At 68.1% G+C, this 25482-nt stretch carries 15 protein-coding genes and 1 pseudogene; 10 read left to right on the top strand and 6 right to left on the bottom strand.

What is annotated here, in order from left to right:
• The first annotated feature begins 110 nt into the window (after positions 1-110).
• From ACFK0J_RS22105 to ACFK0J_RS22090, 4 genes are read left to right on the top strand one after another with little or no spacing between them, the layout of a single operon-like run.
• A complete protein-coding gene (locus ACFK0J_RS22105) occupies positions 111-3551 on the top strand; it encodes an amino acid adenylation domain-containing protein (protein ID WP_378730176.1) in 3441 nt (1146 codons plus the stop codon).
• Complete coding sequence (locus tag ACFK0J_RS22100; RefSeq protein ID WP_378730174.1) at positions 3548-8533, top strand: amino acid adenylation domain-containing protein; 4986 nt, start codon at positions 3548-3550, stop codon at positions 8531-8533. The genes ACFK0J_RS22105 and ACFK0J_RS22100 overlap by 4 nt, the downstream gene beginning before the upstream one ends.
• Positions 8530-9660 (top strand): Gfo/Idh/MocA family oxidoreductase, encoded by a 1131-nt coding sequence (locus tag ACFK0J_RS22095; RefSeq protein ID WP_378730172.1) that lies wholly within the window; start codon positions 8530-8532, stop codon positions 9658-9660. The genes ACFK0J_RS22100 and ACFK0J_RS22095 overlap by 4 nt, the downstream gene beginning before the upstream one ends.
• Before the next feature lie 58 nt (positions 9661-9718).
• A complete protein-coding gene (locus ACFK0J_RS22090; protein WP_378730170.1) occupies positions 9719-10861 on the top strand; it encodes an acyl-CoA dehydrogenase family protein in 1143 nt (380 codons plus the stop codon).
• Between the two features lie 3 nt (positions 10862-10864).
• Here ACFK0J_RS22090 and ACFK0J_RS22085 read toward each other — a convergent pair whose 3' ends face one another.
• Positions 10865-12088, bottom strand: coding sequence for a cytochrome P450 (locus tag ACFK0J_RS22085; protein WP_378730168.1), 1224 nt, complete (start codon positions 12086-12088; stop codon positions 10865-10867).
• A 91-nt stretch (positions 12089-12179) separates the two neighbouring features.
• On the opposite strand from ACFK0J_RS22085, the gene ACFK0J_RS22080 reads away from it, so the two are divergent.
• The gene (locus ACFK0J_RS22080) at positions 12180-13454 is read left to right on the top strand and encodes a condensation domain-containing protein (protein WP_378730166.1); all 1275 of its coding nucleotides are present in this window, start codon (positions 12180-12182) and stop codon (positions 13452-13454) included.
• Between the two features lie 121 nt (positions 13455-13575).
• Here ACFK0J_RS22080 and ACFK0J_RS22075 read toward each other — a convergent pair whose 3' ends face one another.
• Positions 13576-13896 carry an acyl carrier protein gene (locus tag ACFK0J_RS22075; RefSeq protein WP_378730164.1) on the bottom strand — a complete coding sequence of 107 codons (321 nt, stop codon included), beginning with the start codon at positions 13894-13896 and terminating at the stop codon, positions 13576-13578.
• Positions 13893-15599, bottom strand: coding sequence for an AMP-binding protein (locus tag ACFK0J_RS22070; RefSeq protein ID WP_378730162.1), 1707 nt, complete (start codon positions 15597-15599; stop codon positions 13893-13895). Before ACFK0J_RS22070 ends, ACFK0J_RS22075 begins: the two co-directional genes overlap by 4 nt.
• A 312-nt stretch (positions 15600-15911) precedes the next feature.
• Between ACFK0J_RS22070 and ACFK0J_RS22065 the strand changes: the two genes are divergently transcribed.
• Together ACFK0J_RS22065 and ACFK0J_RS22060 are read left to right on the top strand one after the other, a co-directional pair.
• The gene (locus ACFK0J_RS22065; RefSeq protein WP_378730160.1) at positions 15912-17063 is read left to right on the top strand and encodes an LLM class flavin-dependent oxidoreductase; all 1152 of its coding nucleotides are present in this window, start codon (positions 15912-15914) and stop codon (positions 17061-17063) included.
• Complete coding sequence (locus ACFK0J_RS22060) at positions 17060-18703, top strand: (2,3-dihydroxybenzoyl)adenylate synthase (RefSeq protein ID WP_378730158.1); 1644 nt, start codon at positions 17060-17062, stop codon at positions 18701-18703. The genes ACFK0J_RS22065 and ACFK0J_RS22060 overlap by 4 nt, the downstream gene beginning before the upstream one ends.
• Here ACFK0J_RS22060 and ACFK0J_RS22055 read toward each other — a convergent pair.
• Together ACFK0J_RS22055 and ACFK0J_RS22050 are read right to left on the bottom strand one after the other, a co-directional pair.
• Positions 18670-19791 (bottom strand): acyl-CoA dehydrogenase, encoded by a 1122-nt coding sequence (locus tag ACFK0J_RS22055; protein WP_378730156.1) that lies wholly within the window; start codon positions 19789-19791, stop codon positions 18670-18672. The genes ACFK0J_RS22060 and ACFK0J_RS22055 overlap by 34 nt on opposite strands.
• Positions 19791-21044 (bottom strand): aspartate aminotransferase family protein, encoded by a 1254-nt coding sequence (locus ACFK0J_RS22050; RefSeq protein ID WP_378730154.1) that lies wholly within the window; start codon positions 21042-21044, stop codon positions 19791-19793. The genes ACFK0J_RS22055 and ACFK0J_RS22050 overlap by 1 nt, the downstream gene beginning before the upstream one ends.
• A 188-nt stretch (positions 21045-21232) precedes the next feature.
• Here ACFK0J_RS22050 and ACFK0J_RS22045 point away from each other — a divergent pair, with 188 nt between their 5' ends.
• The 3 genes and pseudogenes from ACFK0J_RS22045 to ACFK0J_RS22035 all read left to right on the top strand — a co-directional run.
• Positions 21233-21904: an SGNH/GDSL hydrolase family protein gene (locus ACFK0J_RS22045; protein WP_378730152.1), complete on the top strand. Its 672-nt coding sequence runs from the start codon at positions 21233-21235 to the stop codon at positions 21902-21904.
• Positions 21905-21973: 69 nt separating this feature from the next.
• Positions 21974-23509 (top strand): DHA2 family efflux MFS transporter permease subunit, encoded by a 1536-nt coding sequence (locus ACFK0J_RS22040; RefSeq protein WP_378730150.1) that lies wholly within the window; start codon positions 21974-21976, stop codon positions 23507-23509.
• Between the two features lie 40 nt (positions 23510-23549).
• Positions 23550-24292, top strand: a pseudogene (locus ACFK0J_RS22035) (glycosyltransferase); the annotation flags it as partial.
• A gap of 559 nt (positions 24293-24851) precedes the next feature.
• On the opposite strand, the gene ACFK0J_RS22030 reads toward ACFK0J_RS22035, so the two are convergent.
• A complete protein-coding gene (locus ACFK0J_RS22030; RefSeq protein WP_378730149.1) occupies positions 24852-25472 on the bottom strand; it encodes a TetR/AcrR family transcriptional regulator in 621 nt (206 codons plus the stop codon).
• Positions 25473-25482: the final 10 nt, after the last annotated feature.

The following is a 25482-nucleotide window of genomic DNA, read 5'->3' as shown; positions in this document are numbered from 1 at the left end:
TGTCTCGACGCAGGCGTCCTGTCGGGGGGAGGCTTCGGTGTTCGAAATCGCCTATGTCAAACCCTGTTGGTCGTTTCGTTTCGGGAAACGACGTGAATTGAGATTGTGCTGTGAGTGAGCGTAGCCAAACCGGAACTGTCACGATCGAAACGGTGCGCGGGATCGTGGCGCGGCAGTTGCACGAAGACGACGCGGCCGCGCAACTACCCGCTGCCTACTCCGACAGTGCCGATCTCATCGCCCTCGGTATCGATTCGCTCCAGTTGATGCATGTCGCCAGCGCGTTGCGTGCGCACGGCGTGGGGGTCACCTTCGCCGAGCTGATCGAGACGCCGACCGTTGCCGCTTGGTGGCAGTTGGTGCGCGAATCCCGTACCAACGGAACACCATCCACCGCGCCCGCGGTCCTCGACACCGAGCCGTTCGAGCTCGCGCCGATGCAGCAGGCGTACTGGATCGGCAGCGCGGGCGGGTCGGCGCTCGGTGATGTCAACGCCCACTACTACGCCGAGCTCGACGGCCACGGCGTCCTAGCGGATCGGCTAGAGCAGGCGATGCGGCTGCTGGTGCGCAGGCACCCCATGTTGCGCGCGGTGTTCCTGGACGACGGGCGGCAACGGGTGCTGCCGGACAGCCCGTGGCCCGGTGTCATCGTGCACGACCTGCGTGAGTTGGACTGCGCGGCAGTCGATCACGAACTCGCCGTGCTGCGTGCCCGGCTCGCGGGCCTGCGGATGGACAATGCGCGGGGCGAGGTGTTCGACGTCCGGTTGTCACTGCTGCCGGACAGCCGGACGCGACTGCACCTGAACATCGACATGCTCATCGCGGATGCCACGAGTTTCCAGGTCGTCCTCGACGAACTCGCGACGCTCTACCGAGACCCGGCAGCGTCGTTGCCGCCGGTGGAATACGGCTTCGCGCAATATCTGGCCGAGCTCGGTGACCGGCGTGCCGCCGAGCGCAGCCGCGCGCAGGCCTACTGGCAGCAGCGAATCGCGCAGCTACCCGGCCCGCCTCGGCTGCCGCTCGCCGTCGATCCGGAGCGGTTGAGCCGGGGTACAGCCGGGCGCAGCCACCATTGGTTGAACGCCACCGAGAAGGACGTGCTCGCGAGGCGGGCGAGGGCCGCGGGGTTGACGCTGCCGGTCGTGCTGGCCACCGCCTTCGCGGAGGTCATCGCGAGGTGGAGCGAGGAATCCCGCTTCCTGCTGAACCTGCCGGTGTTCGACCGGGAACCGGTGCATCCCGACATCGCGCGGGTCGTCGGGGATTTCACCAATATCGTGCTGCTGCAAGTCGATTGCTCCGTTCCGCGCACCTTCGCCGAGCACGCCGCCGGATTGCAGCGTCAGTTGCACGCGGATCTGGCCAACACCGCCTACACCGGACTCGACGTCGTGCGCGACATCATGCGTGAACGTCCTGGCACGGTATCGATTGCGCCCGTGGTGTTCACCAGCGCCGTCGGCATGGGTGAGCTGTATGGCGAGAACGTGCGGTCCTGTTTCGGACAGCCGGTGTGGACCTCGTCCCAAACACCCCAGGTCTGGCTGGACCAGCAGGTGACCGAACACGACGGTGGCCTGCTGATCAACTGGGATGTGGTCGAGGAACTGTTCCAGCCGGGCGTGGTCGACGAGATGTTCGCCGCCTACCTGCGCCTGCTGCACTGGCTCGGGCAGCAGGACGTGGACTGGGATCGGCCCGTCCCCGAACTGCTGCCCGGCGCGCAGGCCGAAGTGCGCGCTCGGGTGAACGCGACCGAGGGCCCATCCCCGGCTTGGCTACTGCACGAACCATTCTTCGAGCGCGCCGCCGAGTCGCCGCAGCGGCCCGCCCTCTGGTTCGGCGAGTCGGTCACGTCCTACGGCGAACTCGCGCACTTGGCGCGCGGCATCGCAGGGATGCTCCGGGCCAAGGGGCTCGCGGCCGGGGAACCCGTCATCGTCAACGTGGCGCGGGGACCGGGCCAGATCGCCGCGGTGCTCGGAGTGCTTGCCGCGGGCGGGGTCTATGTCCCGGTCGGGATAGATCAACCGGTGGCCCGCCGCGAGCGAATCCGTGCCGGTGCGCAGGCGCGGTGGGTGCTGGTGGACGCGGCGGGGCCGACCTGGTCGGCTCCCGTGCAAGCCCTCGACATCGGGGATGCCGCCAGTTGGCCGCCGATCGATGAACTCGCGCGGACCTCGCAGGCGGCGTCCGCGTACGTGATCTACACGTCCGGTTCCACCGGCGAGCCGAAGGGCGTCGAGGTATCCCACCTGGCGGCGGCGAACACGGTCGACGACATCAACTCCCGGTACGGCATCGGCGCGGACGACCGCGTGCTCGCCGTGTCCGCGCTCGACTTCGACCTGTCCGTCTACGACATCTTCGGCACGCTCTCGGCCGGTGCGGCGCTGGTCCTCATCGCCGAACAGGATCGGCGCGACGCGGCGGTCCTGGCGGAGCTGGTCCGGCGGCACCGCGTCACGGTCTGGAACTCGGTACCGGCGTTGCTCGACATGCTGCTGGTCGTCGGCGATCGGTTACCGCTGGGCGAGAGTTTGCGGCTGGCACTGGTTTCCGGCGATTGGGTGGGCCTGGACCTGCCCGGCCGGTTGGCCGCGCAGGTGCCGCATTGCCGGTTCGTCGCACTCGGCGGGGCCACCGAGGCGGCGATCTGGTCCAACAGTTTCGAGGTCGGCACGGTGGCGCCGGAGTGGAAGTCCATTCCGTACGGCTTCCCGCTGCGCAATCAGAAGTACCGGGTGGTGGACGAGCGGGGCCGGGATCGCCCGGACTGGGTTCCCGGCGAATTGTGGATCGGCGGAACAGGAGTCGCGCGCGGATACCGCCACGCCCCCGACCTGACCGCCCGTTCCTTCGTCACCCACCAGGGCGAGCGTTGGTACCGCACCGGCGATATCGGCCACTACCTACCCGACGGCACCCTCGTCTTCCTCGGCCGCCGGGACCAGCAGATCAAGATCCGCGGTCACCGCATCGAGATCGGCGAGATCGAAGCCGCGCTGGAGGCCGACGATCAGATCACCCGAGCCGTCGTTTCGGTCGTCGGGTCACCGCGTCGGCGGCTTGTCGCGACGGTGATGTCCGCCGATCCCCAGCTCGATCCGGCCCGGGTGCGATCGAACCTGGTCGATCGTCTGCCGAGTGCCATGCTGCCGGACCGGATTGTTGTTGTCGACCGGCTTCCGGTCAGCGGCAACGGAAAGATCGACCGTGCGGCGATCGCCGCCGCGCTCGCGCGCGACGAGATCGAACTGCCGCCGCCCGTCGCCGCACCGGCGACACCCACCGAGCAGACGATCTGCGAGATATGGGCGCGGGTGCTGTCGAGCGCACTGCCCGATCGCGGGATCAGTTTCTTCGTCGCGGGCGGCGACAGCCTGACGGCCACCCGTCTGGTGGAGGCACTGAACCGGCATTTCGGGGCGGCAATGACATTGCGAAAGATATACAGCGCCAACACCGTCGGTGAGCAAGCGGCGATCATCGACGCCGAGCTGGCCGGGCGGACGACGGCATTCGAGGAGGGGACCGTATGACGACGGTCGCGGAACTCATCGTCGAATTCGAGGCGGCGGGCATCACCCTGTGGGAGGAATCGGGGGCACTGCGCTTCCGCGCGCCGAAGGGCGCGATGACCACCGATCGGCGCGATCGGCTGCGGCAGTGCCGGGAAGAGGTCATCGCGCAGTTGCGCGACGGCCCCGAACTGGCCCTGGTGCCCGATCCCGATGCCCGGCACCTGCCGTTTCCGCTGACCGACGTCCAGTCGGCCTACCTCCTCGGCCGCAACACCCTGTTCGACTACGGCGGTGTAGCCTGCCACGGCTACGGCGAAATCCCGTTCCCACACTTGGATTTCGATCGTCTGCAACGTGCGTGGCAACACCTCGTCCGACGCCACGACATGCTGCGTGCGGTCATCGACGCCGACGGTTCGCAGCGGGTGTTACCGAGCGTGCCCGACTACCGGATCCGGGTCGTCGACGTGCGCGGCACCGTCGACGGCGCTGCCGCGGCCGTCACGGCGGCCAGGGCCGAGATGAGCCATCAGATGCACGACCCCGGCGTCTGGCCGTTGTTCGAGTTGCGGGTGACCCTGGCCGAGGAGACCAGCATCCTGCACTTCTCCATCGACCTGCTGATCGCAGACTTCGCCAGTACCCAACGACTGCTTGCCGAATTGCACCTGCTGTACACCGATCCGGAAACCACCCTGCCCGCCCTCGACATCACCTTCCGGGACTATGTCCTGGCCACGGCGGATAAGCAGCGCACGATCGAGTATCAGCGCCACCGCGCCTACTGGCTCAGGCGGATCGACACCCTGCCGCCCGCGCCCGAGCTGGCGATGAACGATCCCGCCGCACCCGGCCCGCCGCCTCGATTCCGCCGCAGGTCAACGGCTTTGAGTGGCGCCGAATGGACGGCCTTGCGCGCGTACGCCGCCGAGTCGGCCGTCACGGATTCAGGTGCGCTCCTCGGCGCGTATGCCGAAACCATCGGCCGATGGAGCCGCCATCGGTCGTTCACGCTGACGGTGACCATGCTCAACCGCTACCCCCTGCACCCGCAGGTCGGTGCCCTCGTCGGCGATTTCACCTCGACGAACCTGCTGGCGATCGCGCCACCGCAGGGCAGCAGTCTCGCCGAGCGGGTGGCGGCGGCCCAGGCCCAACTGTGGTCGGATATGGACCATCGGCGATTCACCGGCCTGGACGTGGCCAGAGAGTTGGCGCGTCGCGCACACGGCGAATCCGTCCTTTTTCCAGTGGTTTTCACCAGCGCCCTCGGCCTCGGCGCGGACGCGGACACCGCGGGTGTCGGCGAATTCGGCTACGGCATCACCCAGACACCGCAGGTCTGGATCGACTGTCAGGTGCTGCCGCGCCGCGACGGCGTCGCGATCAACTGGGACATTCGCGAGGGTGTGCTGCGCGACGACGTGGTCGACGACATGTTCGACGCCTTCGCGGCGCTGCTGCACCGGATGTCGGCCGGACCGGACGTCTGGCGTCAGCACCATCCGATCCCGCTACCCGCCGCACAACAGCGTTGCCGCGCCGCCGTTCGGCAGTCGGCCCCGCTGTCCGGCACACTGCTGCACGAGGGCGTGTTCGCTCAGGCGGCGCGGACACCGGACGGCATTGCCGTCGTCGATACGCGGCAGACACTCAGCTACGCGCAGTTGTGCGACCGCGCGGCCGCAGTAGCGAACGTGCTGCAGGACAACGGATTCGATCCCGGCGAGCTCGCGGCCGTGGTGATGGACAAAGGGGTGGCACAGGTCGTCGCCGTGCTCGGCATCCTGCTGGCGGGCGGTGCGTACCTGCCGGTGGACACCAGCCAGCCGCCGATGCGGCGCCGGGACATCCTCGCCGATGCCGGTGTGCGGCAGGTACTTACCCAGCCCTGGATCGATCCCGACGATTCGGACGGCACGACCTGGCTCGTCGTCGACACGACGGCACCCGTGCCGCTCGAACAGCCGCGCGCCGAACGGCACCGCCGCGATCCCGGCGACCTCGCCTATGTCATCTACACCTCCGGTTCCACCGGACGCCCCAAGGGCGTGATGATCAGCCACCGAGCCGCCGTCAACACCCTCGACGACATCAATCGGCGATTCCACGTCACCGCCGCCGATCGGGTGCTCGGCCTGGCTCAGCTGGGTTTCGACCTGTCCGTGTACGACATCTTCGGCACCCTCGCGGTCGGCGGTACCCTCGTGCTGCCCGTGCCGGAACGGCGCAGCGATCCGGCGCATTGGGCCGAGCTGATCGCCGAACACGGTGTCACGGTGTGGAATTCGGTGCCCGCGCAGTTGCAGATGCTGGACTACTACCTGGAGTCCGGCGCGGAGTGTGATCTCTCCGCACTGCGCCTTGCCCTGCTCTCCGGAGATTGGATCCCCGTCGATCTGCCCGATCGCCTCCGCTCCCGGCTACCGGGCCTGTCCATGGTGAGTCTCGGCGGTGCGACCGAAGCCGCGGTGTGGTCGATCTGCTTCCCGATCGAGGACGGGTCGAAGTCGTGGCGCAGCATCCCGTACGGAACACCGCTGACGAACCAGACCGTGGACGTCCTCGACGATTTCGGGCAACCGTGCCCCGACTGGACGACCGGCGAACTGTACATCGGTGGCGCGGGTGTCGCCCTCGGCTATCTCGGTGACCCGCGGCGCACCGCCGAACGATTCATCGAGGATCCGGAGACCGGCGTGCGGCATTACCGCACCGGCGATCTCGGCCGCTTCCGCGACGACGGCGTCATCGAGTTCCTCGGCCGGGAGGATCGGCAGGTGAAGGTCCGCGGTCACCGGATCGAACTGGCCGAGATCGAATACTGCCTGGCCACCCATCCCGCGGTGTCCGGTGCCGCACTGGTAGCCGCCGGCGACCGGCAGGATCGTCGGCTCGCCGCATTCGTCACCGCGGCGACGCTGCCCGGTGCGGCTGAGACCGCGGTTGCGGCGGGTCCGGCCGCTGCGGCCGCAACATTCAGTGCGGAAACGGATCCGGTCGAGTACGCGGAGTACTACTCGGCACTCACCGCGAAGGCTCTCGCGGTGATGTGGTCGACGCTGCGCACTCTGGGATTCTTCGATGTGGTCACCGACCGGCACCGGGCCGAGCAGATCACCGCCGCTGTGCGGCCCGAACACGCCCGGCTGGTACGGCGCTGGCTGCGGACGCTCGTCCGATCCGGTCGGCTGCGCATGGAAAACGGCGAGTACCTGTCCGCGGCCCCGGTCGCGGACGAACCCCCGTGGGATCGAATCGCCCGCATGGCCTATCGGTTCGGCGAAGCCGAGCTCATCCGCTACATCCGTGCGTCTGCCGACAAGCTGCCCGACCTGCTCACCGGCGCGCAGGACCCGCTCGGTCTGTTGTTTCCGCAGGGCCGTTCCGATGTGGCCGAAGCCGTCTACTCGTGTTCGGCGGGCAGCAGGGGCGCGGCCGCGCGAATGGACGCCGCACTGCGGCACCTCATCGCGGCCTGGCCCTCCGGTCGCCGGTTGCGGGTGCTCGAGGTGGGTGGCGGCAGTGGCGGCTCCGCGCGCGGGCGAATCGAGACGGCCGCCGACCGCGATGTCGACTACCTGTTCACCGATCTGTCGACGTTCTTCCTCGGCGACGCACGGCAACGGCTCGGCGCCGCACCGTGGTTGCGAATGGCCGTGTTCGACCTCGAACAGCATTATCGCCCACAGGGTTTCGCGCCCAATACCTTCGATGTGATCGTCGCGGCCGATGTGCTGCACGCGACCCGGGACATCGACGGCGTGCTGCGCCGCCTCGGCGAACTGCTGGCCCCAGGGGGGTGGCTGCTGTTGTCCGAGATGACGCGCGATCATCCGCACGTGATGATCTCCCTCGAACTGTTGCTCGGGCGGGCCGAGGAGATCGTCGACGAGCGCGGCGGCCGGGACGAGGTCTTTCTCGGCACGGAGCAGTGGCAGCGGGCCCTCGGCAGAGCGGGTTTCCGGAATGTGCGGCAGCTGCCGGAGTCCGATGCGGCGGTCGCCGGCCTCGGCATCGCGGTGTTCGCCGCGCAAGCCAAGCCGGACCGCGCGCGGATCGACATCGGTGAACTCACCGACTACCTGCGACAGCGCCTGCCCGACCATATGGTGCCGGCCGAACTACAGGTGATCGATGCGCTGCCGCTGACCGGAAACGGCAAGGTCGATCAGCGCACGCTCGAATCGTGGCTGTCGCACCGAACAACCGACCGGCCCGCCGCACTCGACGAGGAACGCGGGTCCGAGCTGGAAACACAGCTGGCGAGCCGATGGGCACAAGCGTTGCGCCGAGACACCGTCGGACGCAACCAGAACTTCTTCGAACTCGGCGGCGATTCGCTCGTCGCCGCTCGGCTCGCCCGGCTGGTGGGGGAGACCGTGCCCGCCGCCGAGCCGATCCTTTTCGACGACCTGCTGCGAATGATCTTGACCGCACAGACGGTCGCGGGCATGGCCGCCGAGATCGCGGCGCTCGACACGGTCGACACAGGGACTACCGGGCCACGCCTGGAATTGCGGCAGATCCTCGGCCCGCCCGACAGCGAATCGGCGACCGTCCTGTTCGCCGACGACACCGGCCAGCTGCCCGACGGCTACCGAGCCGGGTCGGTGTTCGCGGCCGTCTGCGGCCCGGACGCCGGGCGGGTCACGCCGCTCGCCGACGAGTGCGCGGCCACGCTGCTGGACCGCGGTATCGACGAATTCCAGCTCGTCGGACTCGGTTTCGGCGGTTTGCTCGCCGTCGAGACCGCCTGCGCTCTCGCCGAGGCGGGCGCGCGGGTGAACAGCGTCACCGCGATCGGAATGAGCCATCCCGACGCCTTTGTCGTCGGGCCCGCCGCCGCGGCACTCGACGGATTCGAAGCCCGCGTATACGCGGGGGACCTCATGCTGGTGCGCGACGGCGACTCCGACCTGGCGTGGTCGGACACCATCGCCTACTGGACCGGTCGCTGCCTCGGTGAGCTGCACATCGTGGAAGCCTCACCGACATGACCGCCGTTCCGGCGGGGGCGACCGGCGGTGCACCCCGGACCCTGGTGTGCGGCACCGGTTTCGGCCGAACCTACCTGGCAGCGTTTCGGCAGCCGGGCTTTCCTTTGCGGTTGGCGGGCATCCTCGCGCGCGGCAGCCCGGAATCACTCGACTGCGCAAGGGAGTTCGGCGTTCCCCTGTTCACGACGGTCGACGAGCTACCGGCAAGCATCGATATGGCGTGTGTGGTGATCCGCTCCGGACTGCTCGGCGGGCCAGGAACCGCGATCGCCCTCGAACTGATGGCTCGCGGTATCCCTGTGCTGCAGGAACATCCGGTGCATCACGACGAGTTGGCCGAGTGCCTGCGCACCGCCCGCCGCAATGGCGTCGGTTACCAGCTCACCACCTTCTACCCGCAGCTGCCGGTCGTGCGCGCGACCATCGATATGAGCCGAGCCCTGCTGCGCCGCCAGCGGCCGGTCTACCTCGATGCGGCCTGTGGCTTCCAAGTGGCCTATGCCCTGCTCGACGTCCTCGGCCGGATCGTCGGTGGCGTACGGCCGTGCGAATTCGCCGATGCGGCACCGGTTCCCGGCGCCCCGGCGGGCGCACCGTTTCGCAGTCTGCACGGCGTCCTGGCCGGGGTCCCGTTGACGCTGCGGGTACACAACGAGCTGGACGCGGGCGACCCCGACCGGCATGCGCACCTGCTGCACCGCATCTGCCTCGGCACCGAGGGCGGAAACCTGACGATGCTGGGCACGGACGGCCCCACGGTATGGACTCCGCGCCCCTGGTTTCCCCGGCACGGCGCAGTCGGTGAGTCAGCGGTGGTCGACCAGCCGACACCGACGACCATGGTTGCCCCGGAACCGGTCGACTATCGCGCTCTGTACGGCAAGGTCTGGCCCGCAGCCGCGGGGCGAGCGATGGTGCATGCCTGGATCAGCGGGGCCAGCGGCTCGGATCCGTTGCGGGAGGGGCAATATCACCTGGCCCTGTGCCGGATCTGGCAGGACGTGGCGGCCCGGCTCGGCCCGCCCGCGCCGGTGCGGTTCGGCCCGGTGCGCCGGTTGTCCGCCGACGACCTGCGGGACATCGCCGACGCCGCCCAGCACAGCGACCCGGCGGAGGCGCTGCGATGACACCCGGTGCCCGCCGCCGTGCGCCCGGGTTTCGGTGCGCGACCCGACAGGAGCAGTGATGGAATCATCAGCCCGGATTCTGGAGAACCTCGACAGCGTGCTGCCGCATATCGCCAAGCGCGCGGGCGAAGCCGAACGCGCGCGCCGACTTCCGGACGATCTGTTCGCCGAGCTGTCCGCCGCCGGGTGTTTCCGCATGCTCGTGCCACGCTCGCACGGCGGTGCCGATATCGGCCTGCCGGACGCACTGCGTGTCATCGAGCGGGTAGCGCGGGCGGATGGTGCGGCGGGATGGCTGGTCGCCGTGCTGAGTTCGGCCCCGCTGATCTTCGGCCTGCTGCCGGACGCGTCGTTCGACGAGATCTACGCTGGCGGACCGGATGTCATCGGCGCGGGCGCCCTCGCTCCGAAGGGTGCCGCGGTGGAGGTGGCCGACGGCTGGCGGGTGACCGGACGGTGGCCGTTCGTCAGCGGCTGCCGCTACGCCGACTGGTTCTACCTGCACTGCGTCGTCTTCGAAGACGGCAAACCCCTGTTGGACGCCGCGCAACGTCCGGTGATGCGCATGATGGTGGTGCCGACGGCGGCGGCCAAGGTGATCGACACGTGGCAGTCCTTGGGCCTGCGTGGCACCGGCAGCCACGACGTCCGGGCCGCCGCGACACAATGCCCGGCGGCATACAGTTGTACGGTCCTCGGGGAGGCCGGGGTGCGCCGCCAGGACGGGCTCGTCATCAACGACCAGCTCGGCTTCGTCATCGGCGCGGTCGCGGTGGGTATCGCGGCGGGTGCGCTGGCCGAAATCTGCGAGCTGGCAGCGGTGAAACGACCCGCGTTCAGCGCGCACGGACTGGCGCAGTCACCGGTGTTTCAGGATCGGCTCGGTGAAGCGCGGATGAAACTGGTTGCGGCACAGGCTTTGCTGTCCGACCGGGCGCAAGTCGCGGTTGGTCCGAGCCCCGAACCGGTCGACCGGCTCACCTTGCGGGCGACCGGTGCGACGGTGACCCGGCTGGCGGCGAGCGTGGTCGACACCGCCTACGAACTTGCCGGTGGTTCTTCGGTTTTCGACAGCTCGCCCGTGCAGCGGCGGTTTCGGGACATTCACAGCGTGACCCAGCATGCGGTGACCGGGCGTGAGTTCTTCCGCACCCTCGGTGCGGGGCTGGCCGGTCTGGAGGGCGATGCCGTGTGGCGCTGAGCGTCAGGACGTCGCGGCGCGATCGGAAAGATGGACCGGCAGCCGGGCGAACGATCGGAAACTCGCGCCGAGTTGGCGAACGGGCGCGCCCGCGGGCTCGATCGTGGGGAATCGTTGAATGAGCCCGGTGAACAGGACCGTGGCTTCGATGCGGGCGAGGCTGGCACCGAGGCAGTAGTGGATGCCGCCACCGAAGGACAAGTGCGGGTTCGGGTCACGGATGACGTCCAGCTGCTCTGGATTACGAAACTGGCGTTCGTCGTGGTTGGCCGAACCGATCGACAGCACCACCACCCGTCCCGGCTTGATCGTCCGGCCCGCGATCGCGATGGGCTCTTTGGTGAGCCGAGCGGTCACTTGAACCGGTGCGTCGTAGCGCAGGAATTCTTCGATGGCGTGCGGTATATGGCTTGGTTGTCGGCGCAGTAGTGCGAGTTGGTCGGGGTGGTCGAGGAGTGCGGCGGAGCCGGTGGCGATGAGGCTGGTGGTGGTTTCGAACCCGGCGAAGAACAGGAAGACGGCGTTGTCGACGATGTCTTGGTGGGTGAGGCGGCGTCCGTCGTCTTCGGCGGTGAGCATGCGGGAGAGCAGATCGTCGCCGGGCCTGCGACGCCGCTGCGCCAGCAGTTCCTCGATGTAGGCCCGCAACCAGGTGACCGCACGGCCGCCGGCCAGGCGCTCCTGCTCGGGGACCACCGCGGCGAATGCCTTACCGAGATCGATCGCATGCGGCCGGACCTCGTCCTGGTCGTCGGCCGAGATGCCGAGTAGTCGGCAGACCACCATGACCGGAAGCGGAAAAGCGATGTCCGCGACCAGATCCAGAGTGCCCTTGGCCTGAGCCTTGCGCAGCAGGTCGTCGACCAGCGTGGTGATGTCCGCGTGCAATCGCCGGACCAGACCCGGACTGATCGCCTGGCCCATCAACCGGCGCAGGTGCGTGTGATCCGGTCGGTCCCGGCCGAGGATGATGCGCTGGAAGAAGGATCGAATCGGGGTGTCCCCAGCCGAAAACCGGTGATACGCCTCCGGAAATTGGTGAGCCAGCCGCGGATCCGACAGCAGCGTGGCCACATCCGCGTATCTGGTGACCAGCCATTGCGCGGGCCCACCCCGGCACAACGCCCCAGCTTGCCGCAGTTCCGCGTATTTGGGATACGGGTCGTTCAGCATCGTCAGCGTGTGCGCCTCTATCCGGGGCGGCAAGCCGGATTTGTCGACGTCCACCTGGTCAGTATCGGTGCGCTGTTGTTCGGAAAGCAATATTGTCGACCACAGCGGCAATTGCTGTTTTCCTCGTGTCATCAAAGGGGTTTCGATGACCATTCGCGAAGAACCCGCATCGACCGGACAGCGACTGCTGTGGTTCCTGGAGCGATATCGGGATCGGCACGGCGCACTCAACTGTCCGACCCTGTGTCGCCTCCGCGGTGCAGTCGACTCGGCTGTCGTGGATTCCGCATTGTCGGCCCTTGTCGAATGGCACGAAGCTTTACGGACCACATTCACCGGCAAGGGCCGGGAATTGACCCAGGCCATCGGTGAACCGATTCCGGTGCGGGCGAATCTCGTTGATCTTTCCGGGCGTTCCGATGCCGCGTCGGTCGCTTTCCAGGAGGTGTACCGGGAACTGCGCACGCCGATCGACGCGACCGTGCGCCCGCTGCGCGCGGTGTTGTGGCGATTGGGCGACAGGGAAGCGATTCTCTGCCTCAATGTGCACAACATGTTGTGCGATCTGTGGTCCAGCACAATCCTGTTGGAGGACTTCGCCGCGCTGCTCGACGGCCGGGATCCCGAGCCGGTCGACTGGCAGTTCGCGGACTTCGCGGCGGCGGAACGGCGCTACCTGGCCGGCCCGCAAGGCCGACGCCACCGCGAATACTGGGAGGCTCGCCTCGCCGGGTTGCAGACGCTCGAGCTGCCGCTGAAACCGCTCGAGGCGGGCGTGACCGGGAAACGGACGAGCCGCAGCCGCGCGCTCGGTCAGCCGGTGTCCCAACAGCTCGCGCAGTTGGCGCGGGACTGTCACACGACGGTGTTCGCGGTGCTGCTCGCCTGCTTCTACGTCCTGCTGCACCGCCTCAGTGGACAAACCGACCTGTCGGTTGCTTCCTTGTTCGCCAACCGTTCCCGGCGGGAGACGCAACGTACCGTCGGCCAGCTCACGAACCTGCTTGTGCTGCGCAGCTTTTGCGCGCCGGACGATACCTTCACCGAACTCGTCGGACGTGCGCACGAGGCGGTCGTCGGCGCGTTCACCCACCAGGGCATGCCCTACCATCTGCTCCGCACCAAGGCCAGCGGGAGCGGGACACCGGTGGACAGCGTCGTCTTCCAGGCGGCGGCCGCCCCGATCGAGCGGACGATCACCGCGGGTGACATCGCCGTCGAGGCGCTGGTTCCCGATGTGCTCAGCCGCTTCGACCTGGAATTCGCGGTGATGCCATCCGCTCATGACACCGCGGTTCGGGTGTTCTTCACCGAGCAACGACTCGATCCGGGCACCGCCGACGCGATGCTCGCGGGTTATGCCGAGATCGCCGCCGCGGTCGCCGCGGCACCAGGACGCCGCATCCGTTCGCTGGGCTGATCGGCGTCCGCGGCTGACCGGCGTCCGCCCGGCCAGCTGGGTTCCTTCGGCCGAGCTGGGTTCGCTCGGCCGAGCTGGGTTCGTTCGCCGATTCGCCTTCGTTCGACCGAGTCGCGTCCGCTCAGCCGACCTGCGTCGCGTCGGCCAGGTCGCCGCGCTGCGCCAGTTCGGCGACCACGTAGTCCCCGACATCGCGCATCGTCGCGATCTGGCGGGCCCTGACCTCGTCGATCGGTTCCAGATCGAACTCGTCCTCGAGGGTGAAGGCCATCTCGATCAGCGCCAGCGAATGGAATGCCAGGTCGTCGACCAGGCGGGCGTCGCCGTTCTCGTCGGCACGGTCGGGTGCGGGCGCCAGCTCGAGAATGAGAATCCTGATGAGCGAACGGATCTCGTCCTCCGAGCGCATGCGTCCGCTGTCTTCGGGCAGTGAGTTGTTCACGAGCGTCGGCCTCCTGTAGCCAGCTTCGGTTCCTGGGTGTCGTACAGCACGGTCCCCGGTAGCTGCCCGGTGACGAACGCGTTCCACAACTGACGGCGGCGCACTTTGCCGCTCGATGTCCGCGCGATGGCGCCGCGCGCGGTGGTGACAAGCACGATCCGAGCGGTCTCGGTGCGCCGCCGCAGCAACGCGACCAGCGCGTCGATCGCGGATTCGGCCAATTCCTGTTCGAGCATCGCGACGACGGTGGGCTGCTGCTGATGCATACCGAGCAACACCGCGCACCGGTGTGCGCGCAGGCCCAGCCCCGCCATCGCGGCCTCCAGGTCTTCGGCGAAGACCGTGGTGCCCCGGATCTTGATGCTGTCGCCGAGCCTGCCGAGCACGAACAGCTGCCCGTCGAGGACGAAACCGGCGTCGCCGGAACGCAACTCGCCAGCGCTGAGGGTGGTCGCCCGGGTATCTCGACTGTCGGCGTAGCCGTCGGCGACCGAGGACCCGCGCACCACGATCTCGCCGACGGTGCCTTCGGGTAACTCCGCTGGTCCGTCCGAGAGTTCTGCCCGATCACTGTCGACGATGCTGACGGTGAGCCCTTCGAGTGGTCGGCCACAGCCGACGACCGGCTGTCCGTCCGGAACCTGACGCAGCGGGGATCCGACCGCGAGTGCGTCGGGATCGACTGTGGCGCAGGTCCATTCTTCGTCCAGCGGTACTCCGGTGACCGCCAGCGTCGATTCCGCGAGCCCATACGCGGGCAATAGCGCCTGGCGGGAGAGCCCGAACGGAGCCAGTGCCGCGTGGAATCGGCGCAGCGAATCCGGATCGATGTGCTCGGCGCCGATGATGACGGCCCGCCAGGCCGTGAAGTCGCAGTCGGCCAAGGCCTCCGGGGATACTCGCCGGGTCACGTAGTCGAGTCCGAAGTTCGGCATCGCGGTCAGCCGTGCGCCGAACTCGCCGAAGCACCGCAGATATCGCGCGGGCTCGCGGAGAAAGTCGCCGGGTGCGAGCAACCACAGATCGCCACCCATGACCACCGGCGCGACCAGGCACCCGATCAGACCCATGTCGTGATGGACGGGCAGCCACGATGCCGTGGCATCGGCCGGTGTCCAGCGCAGCCACCGATGGATCGCCGCGACATTGCTCGCCAGCGCCCCGTGCGACACCTCGACACCGCGGGAACGTCCGGCGGAGCCGGAGGTGAACTGGAGCAGCGCCAAATCGCGCGCCGATGGCGGGTCGGTCCGGTCGGCTGGTTCGGTCGCGGGCACGTCGCCGAAATCGGCGACCGATGGCGCGGCGGTCGCATCGGCGAGGATTTCCCTGATCGTGTCGACCAGCTGGTCGTCGGCCACCACGAGGGCCGAACGCGCCGTGTGTACGAGGCCGTTGACATGGTCGGCGTAGGTGGCGAGATCGCCGAAGACCAGCGGTGGCGCCGCCGGTGACGGCGCGGCGCCCGCCAGCATCGCACCGAAAAACGAGGCGACGAAATGCGGGCCGGAACTCTGAATGAGGGTGACCCGCTGGCCTTTACCGATGCCGCGCTGGGTCAGCCCGGCCGCGAATTGTCGAGTCAGCGCGGCAAGGCGCGAATAACTCCAGAAATCCCAGGTGCCGGCCGGACCGGAAAACCGGATCCCGTTGTCTTCGGCCGGGTTTTCGAGCCAGTCGAGTACCGATCGAGCTGATGCCAACAATTCCACCGCCTGCGCGAATAATCGCCTTGATCGAAAGACTGGAGAACGTCCGGGCCCCGCCCCGTCCGAACGACGATGCCCTGAATTGTATGCGCGCCACCGGCGGGCGACACTGCCGTCCGATTCGATTCGATGGCCGTATGTTTCGCAGCCCGGATCGCGGTGCGCGTCGATGACACCGGGACTACAGCGGACTAGCGTGCAATTCATCTCATCGCGCCGAGCCCGCCGGCTGCCCGGCCGCGTGTCCCGCCGGCGAGACGCGATTCCCGCGGAAGACCCGACCGGCGTCTCGATATGGGAGAAATAATGACGCTGCGACTCCACTGGTTCATTCCCTCGCACGGCGACGGCCGCAATATCGCGCGCCCGGCCGGTGGTGGAACCACGACCGCCGCCGACGTCCGCCGCGACCCGGACATCGACTATCTCGCCCAGGTCGCCATGGCCGCGGACCGGCTCGGCTTCACCGGAGCGCTGGTGCCGTCCGGGCTGTTCTGCGAAGACCCGTGGCTGGTCGCCGCGGCGCTCAGCGGGCAGACGACCCGGCTCCAGTTCATGGTCGCCTTCCGGCCCGGCCTGCTGTCGCCGCTGACGGCCGCACAGATGGCCACCACCTGTCAGCGATTGTCGGGTGGGCGGCTGCTGCTCAATGTGGTGATGGGCGGCGACGAAGACGAGCAGCACCGGTACGGCGATTGGCTCGGTCACGACGAACGCTACGAGCGGGCAGGCGAATTCCTCACCGTCATGCGCGGCGCGCGCGAGCAGCCACCGTTCGATTTCGAGGGGAAGCACTACCACGTTGCCGCGGCAACGCTGACCCGTCCCTGGCCGAGCGCGCCACCGGTGTTCTTGGGTGGTTCCTCCGACGCGGCGCGGGCGACCGCGGCGCGACATGCCGATGTCTACCTCGCCTGGGGCGAGACGCCGCCGCAGATATCGCGCATGTTCGAGCAGGCACGCGAATGTGCCGTGCGGGCCGGTAGATCCATCCAACTCGGCACCCGCTTCCACGTGATCAGCCGGGACACCGCCGAGCTGGCGTGGGCGGAGGCCGATCGCATCCTGCGCGGTATGGACCCGGTCCGGGTGCGCGAGGCGCAGCGCCGTTTCGAACGCTCGCAGTCCGAGGGCCAGCGCCGAATGGCGTTGCTGCACAATGGCGCATCCGGGCAATCGGCCGCTTCGCTGGAGATCTACCCGAACATGTGGGCAGGCTACAGCCTGGTCCGGCCGGGCGCTGGAGTCGCGCTGGTCGGCAGCCACGAGGAGGTCGCCGACCGGATTACCGAATTACACGCACTCGGCGCCGATCATCTGATCCTGTCCGGTCAGCCACATCTGGAGGAGGCGTACACGTTCGGCGAGGGCGTGCTGCCGTTGCTCCGGCGCGCGGGTCTGCTGGACCCGCCGGACCGGGTCGATGCCGATGTCCCGCTGACTATTTCGGCACGATGAACGGCCGCGGCGACGTTCCCGGCCGGTCGGCAGCCGATGCGGCGCGATATCGGCGCGACGGATACTGGCGTGGCGAGCGGCTCGGCGACCTGCTCCGGTCCGCCGACGACCGGCAGGCAGGCAAGATCGCGGTCGTCGCCGGACGCCGCCGCTGGAGCTACGCCGAGCTCGATCACTGGGCGGACCGCATTGCCTGGGGGCTCCTCGAACGCGGTCTTCAGCCGGGTGACCGAGTGGTTGTCCAACTGCCGAACATCATCGAGTTCGTGGTGGTTTGCGTCGCGCTGTTCCGTATCGGCGTCGTCCCGGTGCTGGCCTTGCCCGCGCATCGCCAGACCGAGATCACTCAGCTGTGCCTGCACACCGACGCGGCGGGTTACGTGGTCGCCGATCGGTATCGCGGCATGGACTATCGAGCGCTGGCGCGCGATGTCGTTGCGGCGGCGCCCACCGTGCGGACGGTGATCGTGGTCGGTGCGCCGGACGAATTCGTCGCGTTGACCGATATCGAATCGACCTCCGCACGGTCGCTGGCCGCGCCGGACCCCTCGTCGGTGGCGCTGTTACTGCTCTCCGGCGGCACCACCGGAACCGCGAAACTGATCCCGCGAACCCATGACGACTACGCGTTTCAGCTGCGCGCGACCGCCGAGCAGATGGGATTCGACGCGGCGGGTGTGTATCTCGCGGTCGTTCCGGTGGCGCACAACGCCGGGCTCGGCTGTCCCGGCGTCCTCGGCGCGCTGCGCGCCGGTGCCACGGCGGTGCTGGCCGCGACCCCGAGCCCGGACGAGGCGTTCCCATTGATCGCCGCCGAACATCCGACGCTCACCACCCTGATGCCGTCCTTTGTGACGTTATGGCTCGATCTGGCAACGGAATTCGATGCGGATCTGTCCGGACTCGTGCTCGAGGTCGGTGGTGCGCGGCTGCCGGAACAAATCGCCAGACGAGTCGAGCCGGAGCTCGGCTGCACGCTGACCCAATGGTTCGGGATGGGGGAGGGGCCACTGGTTTTCACCCGGCCCGGCGACGATCCGGAGCTCCGGTACACCACCCAGGGCAGGCCGCTGTCCGAGGCCGATGAGTTGCGAATCGTCGACGACGCCGACTGCGCGGTCCGGCCGGAAACCGTTGGCCATCTGTTGTTCCGGGGACCCACCACGATTCGTGGCTACTATCGGGCCGAGGCCGCCAATGCGACCGCTTTCACCGCGGACGGATTCCTGCGCACCGGCGACCTCGCGCGGCTCACCGCCGACGGCTGCCTGGTGGTCGAAGGCCGGGTCAAGGACATTGTCAATCGCGGTGGCGAGAAGGTATCGGCCGAGGAGGTCGAAGCCCATATCCTGGCCCATCCCGCGGTCCGCCGGGTGTCCGTCGTCGCGGTGCCGGACCGACTGATGGGTGAGAAGACTTGCGCGGTAGTCGTTTCCGGCGCGCCACTCACTCTCGGTGAGCTCAGGGACTTCCTGGCCGGGCGCGGCGTCGCGGAGTACAAGTGGCCGGATCAGCTGGCGACGGTGGCCGAGTTGCCGCTCACCCACCTCGGCAAGGTGGACAAGGTCGCGCTGCGCCGCGACCTTGCCGGTAAAGCGGATCGAAGTCAGGCCAGCGTGATCGACTCACCGCGTAGATAGCCGTCCAGCGCCTCGGCCGCCGACCCGAAGGAGGGTGGGTGATAGGCCAGCGCCCGCGAAGCGGCCAGCAGGTACCCCACGTCGGCGCCGGTGATGAAGCTCAGCCCGCCCGCCAGTGCGGCGGCGTGCATGCTCGCGCCCTCGATCGCCTGCTGCACCCCGTAGCGGATCAGCAGCACTTTGCCGAGATCGGCGCCGCCACCATCGACCTCGCCCGCGACGCCTTCGAGGGCGGCCATCGCGGTCTCCAATGGTGCCGCCACCTGGCAACGTTCGCTGGCCGTGCCGCGCTGCTCGCGGATCACCCGGTCGGCCAAGCCACTGGCCATGCCGAGGTAGGACGCGCAGATCAGCAGCTCGAACCAGACGAACCCACGGGTGTGTACCGGATCCATTCGGTCGTCTGCCTGTTCGGCGAACACCGCCAACTGCTCGGGCACGAACACCTCGGTGAGGACTATTTCGTCGCTTTCCGCCCCGGCCAGGACGGGGTTGGCCCAGAACGGCTTTCGAGTGATCCCCGGGCTATCGGCGGAAATCTGCAACACCACCAGTGTCGGCTCGCCGGCCGGGTCGGCCGGTATCTGGGCGCTTGCCGTCAGCACATCCATCGACCAGGTGAGGCTGCACGGCTTCTTCGACCCGGTCACCAGGAAGCCGCCCGGGACGCGCCGCGCGTGCAGTGTGGGCTGCAGGATGTGCTGGCCGGGGCGGCCCTCGGCGAAGCCGGACGCCACCAGCATCGACTTGTCGGCGATCGAGCGCAGCAGCAGCCATTCGGCGCCGTGGTTGCTCTCGGCAAGGGCGGTCACGGTGGCGACCGAGAAATGGTGCATGGTGCTGGCGATCGCCAGCGACGGGGCACGTGCCGCCACCGCGCGCTGGATGCGGACGGCGTCGACGGCGCTCGCGCCGCGCCCGTGATACCGCTTCGGGACCAGCAGCCCCGGGCCGCCGCTGCGGCGGAACAGCTCGATCGCCGGACCGCGTGCTCGCTCACATTCGGCGAGGGTCATCGCGTCTAGGCCGTCGGCCAACTCCGGTAGGAAGGCGGCCAGGCACGCGCGCTCGCCTCGCAGGAATTCCATTACGCCCTACCGATTTCCAGGGCGGCCGCCTGCACGGCCGAGAGCAGCCAATCGACGTCGGACGCACTCAGCAACGCGGGCGGCGTCAGTCGCAGCACCTGGTCGGCGTTGAGGGAATAGGAGGTGATCACCCTGCGGCGCAACATTTCCCGCATCATGTTCAGCGCCGCGCCCGCACCGACGAACTCGATGCCGATCAGCAGCCCCCGCCCGCGCACCTCGCGAACCACCTGCGGGCACCCCGCGAAGACGAGTTCGCGAACCTGTGGCAGCAGCAGCTCCCCGAGCTCAGCGCTGCGGGTGACCAGGTGTTCGTCGTCGATCACCGCCAACGCGGCGCGGATAGCCGCGGCGGCAGCCGGATTGCCACCGAAGGTGGAGGTGTGCAGGAACGGGACCCGGTCGAACGGCCGATGCACCCGCGATGTCGCCAGCGCCGCGCCGACGGGGTAGATGCCGCCGCCGAGAATCTTGCCGGACAACAGGATGTCCGGCGACACGTCCTCGAACGAGCAGCCCCATTCGCGGCCGAGCCTGCCGAGTCCGGTCTGGATCTCGTCCACGATGAGAAGAGCGCCGTGCGCGTCGCAACGCTCCCGCACCGCGGCCAGGTACCCGGCGCGCGGGATCCGGACGCCGCCTTCGGCTTGGACCGGCTCGACGATGACCGTGGCGGGCCCGCCGGTCGCCAGTGCGCTGTCGACGGCCGCGATATCGTCGAACGGGACGTGCTCGACGCCGGGTAGCAACGCCCCGAAGGGCTTGCGGTAGCGGTCATTTCCGGTGACCGACAGCGCGCCCATGGTCTTGCCGTGAAAACCGTTCGCCATGGCGATGATTCGATGACGTCCCGTCGCCCTGGCCAGTTTGAGGCCGATCTCGACGGCCTCGGCGCCGGAGTTCGTGAAGGTCACGTGCTCCAGCCCCGGCGGCGCGATGCCGATCAGCGCCTCGGCGGCCCGCACGATGTCCGGGTCGACCAGCAGGCGGGAACCGAGTGGCCGGGTACGCACCTGCGCGACCACCGCGTCGACCACTCGCGGGTGGCAGTGACCGAGCAAGAACACCCCGTACCCACCACACGACAGATACTCGACGCCCGCTTGGTCGACCACGTGACAACCGCTGCTCGACTGCTCGACCGGCGCGCCGATCGAGCCGAGCATGCGCGCCATCGCCTTGCTCAAGAGCCTGCCGTGACCGTCGAGTACATCGGCTGCCGGTGCTGCCGGTCGAATCGTCTGCCGGGTCATCGCCGCACCGGCTCCTGCTGCGGTCTGCGGAGGTCAGCTGCCACGTCACCGATGCTAAGACCGCGGCGTGGTGCCGCGACGGGTTCGCGGCAGTTCTCGTCCGGTCGAGTGGAACGGGTAGTGGCCGAGAGCTTCTCGGTGCGGTGGCGGGCCGGATACGATGGCGCGACGAATCGCGAGGAGCGAGTATGTCCGATCCGTTGGCGCAACCGATCCTGACCGAGGACACCGATCCGTATTGTCTCGACGATCGCGCGTCCGACGAGCTACTCGCGGGCGCGCCGTGGCGCAGATACGCGGTACTGGGGGACAGTGTCGCCGCGGGTACCGGGGATCCGAGCCCAGGCTATCGGACCATCCCGTGGGCCGACCGGGTAGCCGCGGCACTGCGTCGGGTGCAGCCAGACCTCGCCTATCTGAACACCGGCAGGCTCGGCGCGGTGACCGGTGAAGTCGTTGCCACGCAACTGGATCCGGTGCTGCGGTTCGAACCGGACCTCGTCCACGTCAACTGCGGGGCCAACGACCTGTTGCAGCCGGAGCCGGATGTGCGGGCCATCCGCGCCAACCTCGACACGATCTGCACGTCCTTACGCGAGATCGGCGCTCGCATAACGATGTTCACGTTCGTCGACGTCAAGATCAGGCCGCGCAGACCTGCACTGCGTGCACGATTGCAGGCGCTGATCGATCTCACCGACGACGTCGCCGCCTGCTACGACGCGATTCTCGTCGACGTCTCGGACCACCCGGCCCGGCTGCGGTCGAATCTGCTGAGCGCGGACCGGATGCACTTCTCGATGGCCGGACATGCGGTATTGGCCGCGGAAATGATCAAGGCGCTCTCCACGCAACGATAGCGGCTGCCTACCGGGCGGGACTATTCTGAGCGTGCGCGCATCCAGGACCTTCTTCGAGGGGAACGCAAGATGCAGTCGAAATGGTGGACGCTGATCGGTGTTTGTGTCGGCGTATTCATGATCTTGCTCGACGTGACGATCGTGAACGTGGCGCTACCGGACATCCAGACCCACTTCACCGCGACGCTGACCGACCTGCAGTGGGTGATCGACGCCTACGTCCTCACCCTGGCGGCCTTCCTGCTGACCGGCGGGACCGTCGCCGATCTGGTCGGCCGACGGATCGTCTTCGCCTACGGTCTGGTGATCTTCACCCTCGCATCGCTGCTGTGCGGCCTCGCGAACGGTGTCCTGATGCTGTCGCTGTCCCGGGCGTTGCAGGGTGTCGGCGGCGCGATCATGTTCGCGACGTCGCTGGCGCTGCTCGCCGCGGCATTCCCGCCGAAGGAACGGGGTATCGCGTTCGGCGCGTTCGGTGGGATCACCGGCGTCGCGCTGGCTATCGGCCCGGTCCTCGGCGGTGCCCTGACCAGCGGACTGTCCTGGCGCTGGATCTTCCTGGTCAACCTTCCGGTAGGCATCGCGGCCCTGCTGATCACGGTTTTCGGGATGACCGAGTCGCGTGATCCGGCGCAGCGCCGCGTCGACGTGCCGGGCGCGATCACCTTCAGTGCGGCGTTGGCCCTGCTGGTCTTCGGCCTGATTCGCAGCCATCCCGACGGCTGGGGGTCGGTTGTCGTCCTCGGCTCGCTGATCGGTGCCGCGGTGCTGCTCGTCGCGTTCTTCGTCATCGAGAGTCGTTCCGCGACACCGATGTTCGATCTGAGCCTGTTCCGGGTGCCGAGCTTCAACGGCGGGCTGCTCGCCGCCTGGGGCATTTCGGCCTCGCTGTTCTCGCTGTTCACGTTTATCGCCATCTACCTGCAAGGCGCCATGCAGTATTCGGCTTTCGAGGTCGGGCTGTGGTTCCTCCCGATGACCGTGGTGATCTTCTTGACCGCGGGGTTGGCGGGTTGGCTCAGCAATATGGTGCCCTCGGGCCTGCTCATCGCGGGCGGTTTCGTCCTGGTCGCCGTGGGGCTGTGGCTGATGCGCGGCAGCGACCCGGCCGGGAGCTGGACGCATTTCCTGCCTGGGTTCGTCGCCGCGGGTGCGGGTGCGGGATTGCTCAATGTCCCGTTGGCGGCCGTCGCGGTCGGGGTGGTCGCCCCGGAACGGGCGGGGATGGCCTCGGGTATCAATTCGACCTCGCGCCAGGTCGGGATCGCGATCGGCGTCGCGGCGCTCGGTAGCCTGCTCGCCGCGCGGATACAGGACAGCGTGCGTTCGTCCCTGGCCGACGGACCGCTGGCCGAGCATGCCGACCGGTTCGCCATGGCGGCCAGCAAAGGACAAGCGGGTACGGCGCTCCAGTCGCTTCCCGAACAGCAGCGTGGTCTCGCGGCACAGACTGCCGCGCAAGGTTACTCAACGGCGCTCGACGAAATCCTGGCCGTCGGCGCCGGTATCGCAATCGTCGTTGCAGTACTGACCGCCCTGCTGATCAGGCAGCGAGACTTCGTGGCCGGCCCCGAAGTCGACGCCGAGCAACCCAAACCGGTCTGAGCCCGACGGCGGCGCATGCCGCGCACCGTCGTGGTGGCCACCCCTAGCCGAGTTGGCCGGTCATCCGCTCGCCGAGGCAAAGGCATTCCGTCGGCCGGTGTGCGATTGCAGCCGTTGTCGGCCACTGCCGACTACCCACCCGCGGTCCTGGGCGCCTGGTCGGTCGGTGCTGTCGGCAACCGGCTGGCCGCCGGTGCGGGCGCAGGGATTGTCGATCGCCTCTACTCCGGTGTCGTCGATGAGTTCCGGCGACAACTGGGGTTGCCGAAGATGTCGACGCGAGCATTGCGGTGTCGTCGAACCGAAGCAGAATGGCCTGTACTGCATGGGTATTCGACCACCGTGGTGCCGAGGCCGGTCGATTGGCGGCCGAATCTCGGGGTGGTCGGCTACTGGTGGCCTGCCCGCCCGAGGGCGTGGCAGCCACCGGCAGTGCCACACGACTGACTTTTCCCGCGAATGGCCGGGGTCATCCACCACTGCGGGGCCGGGACGACCGCTGCGGGCCTGCGCGCCGGTGTGCCCGCGATCGCGGTGCCCGCCATGGGAGACCAACCTTTCTGGGCACGACGCCTCGCCGAACTCGGTGTCAGCGCCGCGACCATTCCGCACCGCAAACTGACCACCGACCGGCTCGTTTCAGCTATTCACACCGCCGTCGCCGACGCCTCACTACGGGACAATGCCCGACACCTGGCGGATCGGATCGCCGCTGAAGACGGTGCCGGACGGGCCCTCACGATCCTCGAGACCTTGCTCGACACGGCCGACGAGATCCCTTGAATTCCAGGTGAATTCGGACAAGAAGCGTTGTCGCGGGACATCGCTGCGGTGTGATCTTCGATCCGGCCCGCTACGTGCACGGCGGTGTGTCAAGTGAGCTGGGGAATGGCGGTCGCCGAAACGACCGCCACGCCGGACCATGCGATCGGGAGAGGGTTTGTGGCGCTGACCGCCGAGAAGTACGGCGATTGCTGATAAATAGCTAATGATTTGGCAGACGGTGCTCGACAGTGGCGTTAGGAATGCCGAATTTGCGTGAAGCCTTTGCCGCTGGGCTGGCGCAGTGTCGTCCCGTGCGTCCCTCAGCCGATGCCGAGCAAGTGGCCAATCCCGGTGATGAGCTGATATGCACCACCGATGATTGCCGGCGGTGTGAGAATCGCGAGCCACATGAGTGCACCCTCGAGATTGTTGACGTCCATGGAAGCCTCCTAGTCGATGTTTAATCTGAATATCTATCTTATCAGATATGTGTTGCTAAGTGTTAGCTAATTTGTGGATCTAGCGAATCGGCCGATCGACCTTGTTGGGGTAGCCGCCCGCCGTCTTCGCGGCGGTGTCAGGCGCGGCGGTGGGCGACGGCGTCGAGCCAGTCGCCGATCATGTCGGCGGTCTCGGTGATCAGGCGGTCGCGATCGATGGCGGGTGTCGGGCCGAGGGCGAAGCGCAGGCTTGCCGCGAGGCCCGCGTTCGCCATGACGAAGGCGCGGACTTCGAGTTCCTCCTGCGGGCCCGGGCCGAGCTGGTGCAGCAGGTAGGCCCTGGTGAGCACCAGGAGTCTGCGTTCCAGGTCGGGTAGGCCGACACCCTGTACGGTTGCCTCCGACGCGAGCGCGCGGACCAGTCCCTCCCGCCGTGCCACCACCTCGACGATCGCGCGCAGGCTGGTGGCCACCGCTTCGCGCGGTGACACTGTGAGGCCGGTCAGCACGGTCGCGGCGAACCGCTCCTCCAGCTCGCTCAGCACCCGCTCACGCAGCTCTTCGACGATGTCGTCCTTGTCGGCGAAGTACCGGTACAGCGACCCGATGCTCATCCCGGCTTGCGCCGCGATGCGGTTCGTGGAGGTGTCGGCGATCCCGCGTTCGGCGAAAAGCTGAGCGGCAGCGGTCAGAATGCGTTCCCGCGATTCCCGAGCACGCACCTGCTGGGGGCGTCGCCGCCGGTCAGCGCCGGACATCGGGACCGCT

It is taken from the genome of Nocardia brasiliensis (genome assembly GCF_042691675.1).
Classification (GTDB): domain Bacteria; phylum Actinomycetota; class Actinomycetes; order Mycobacteriales; family Mycobacteriaceae; genus Nocardia; species Nocardia brasiliensis_D.
The sequence above is the reverse complement of the archived record's forward strand: the minus strand, read 5'-3'. Positions and strand labels throughout refer to the sequence as shown.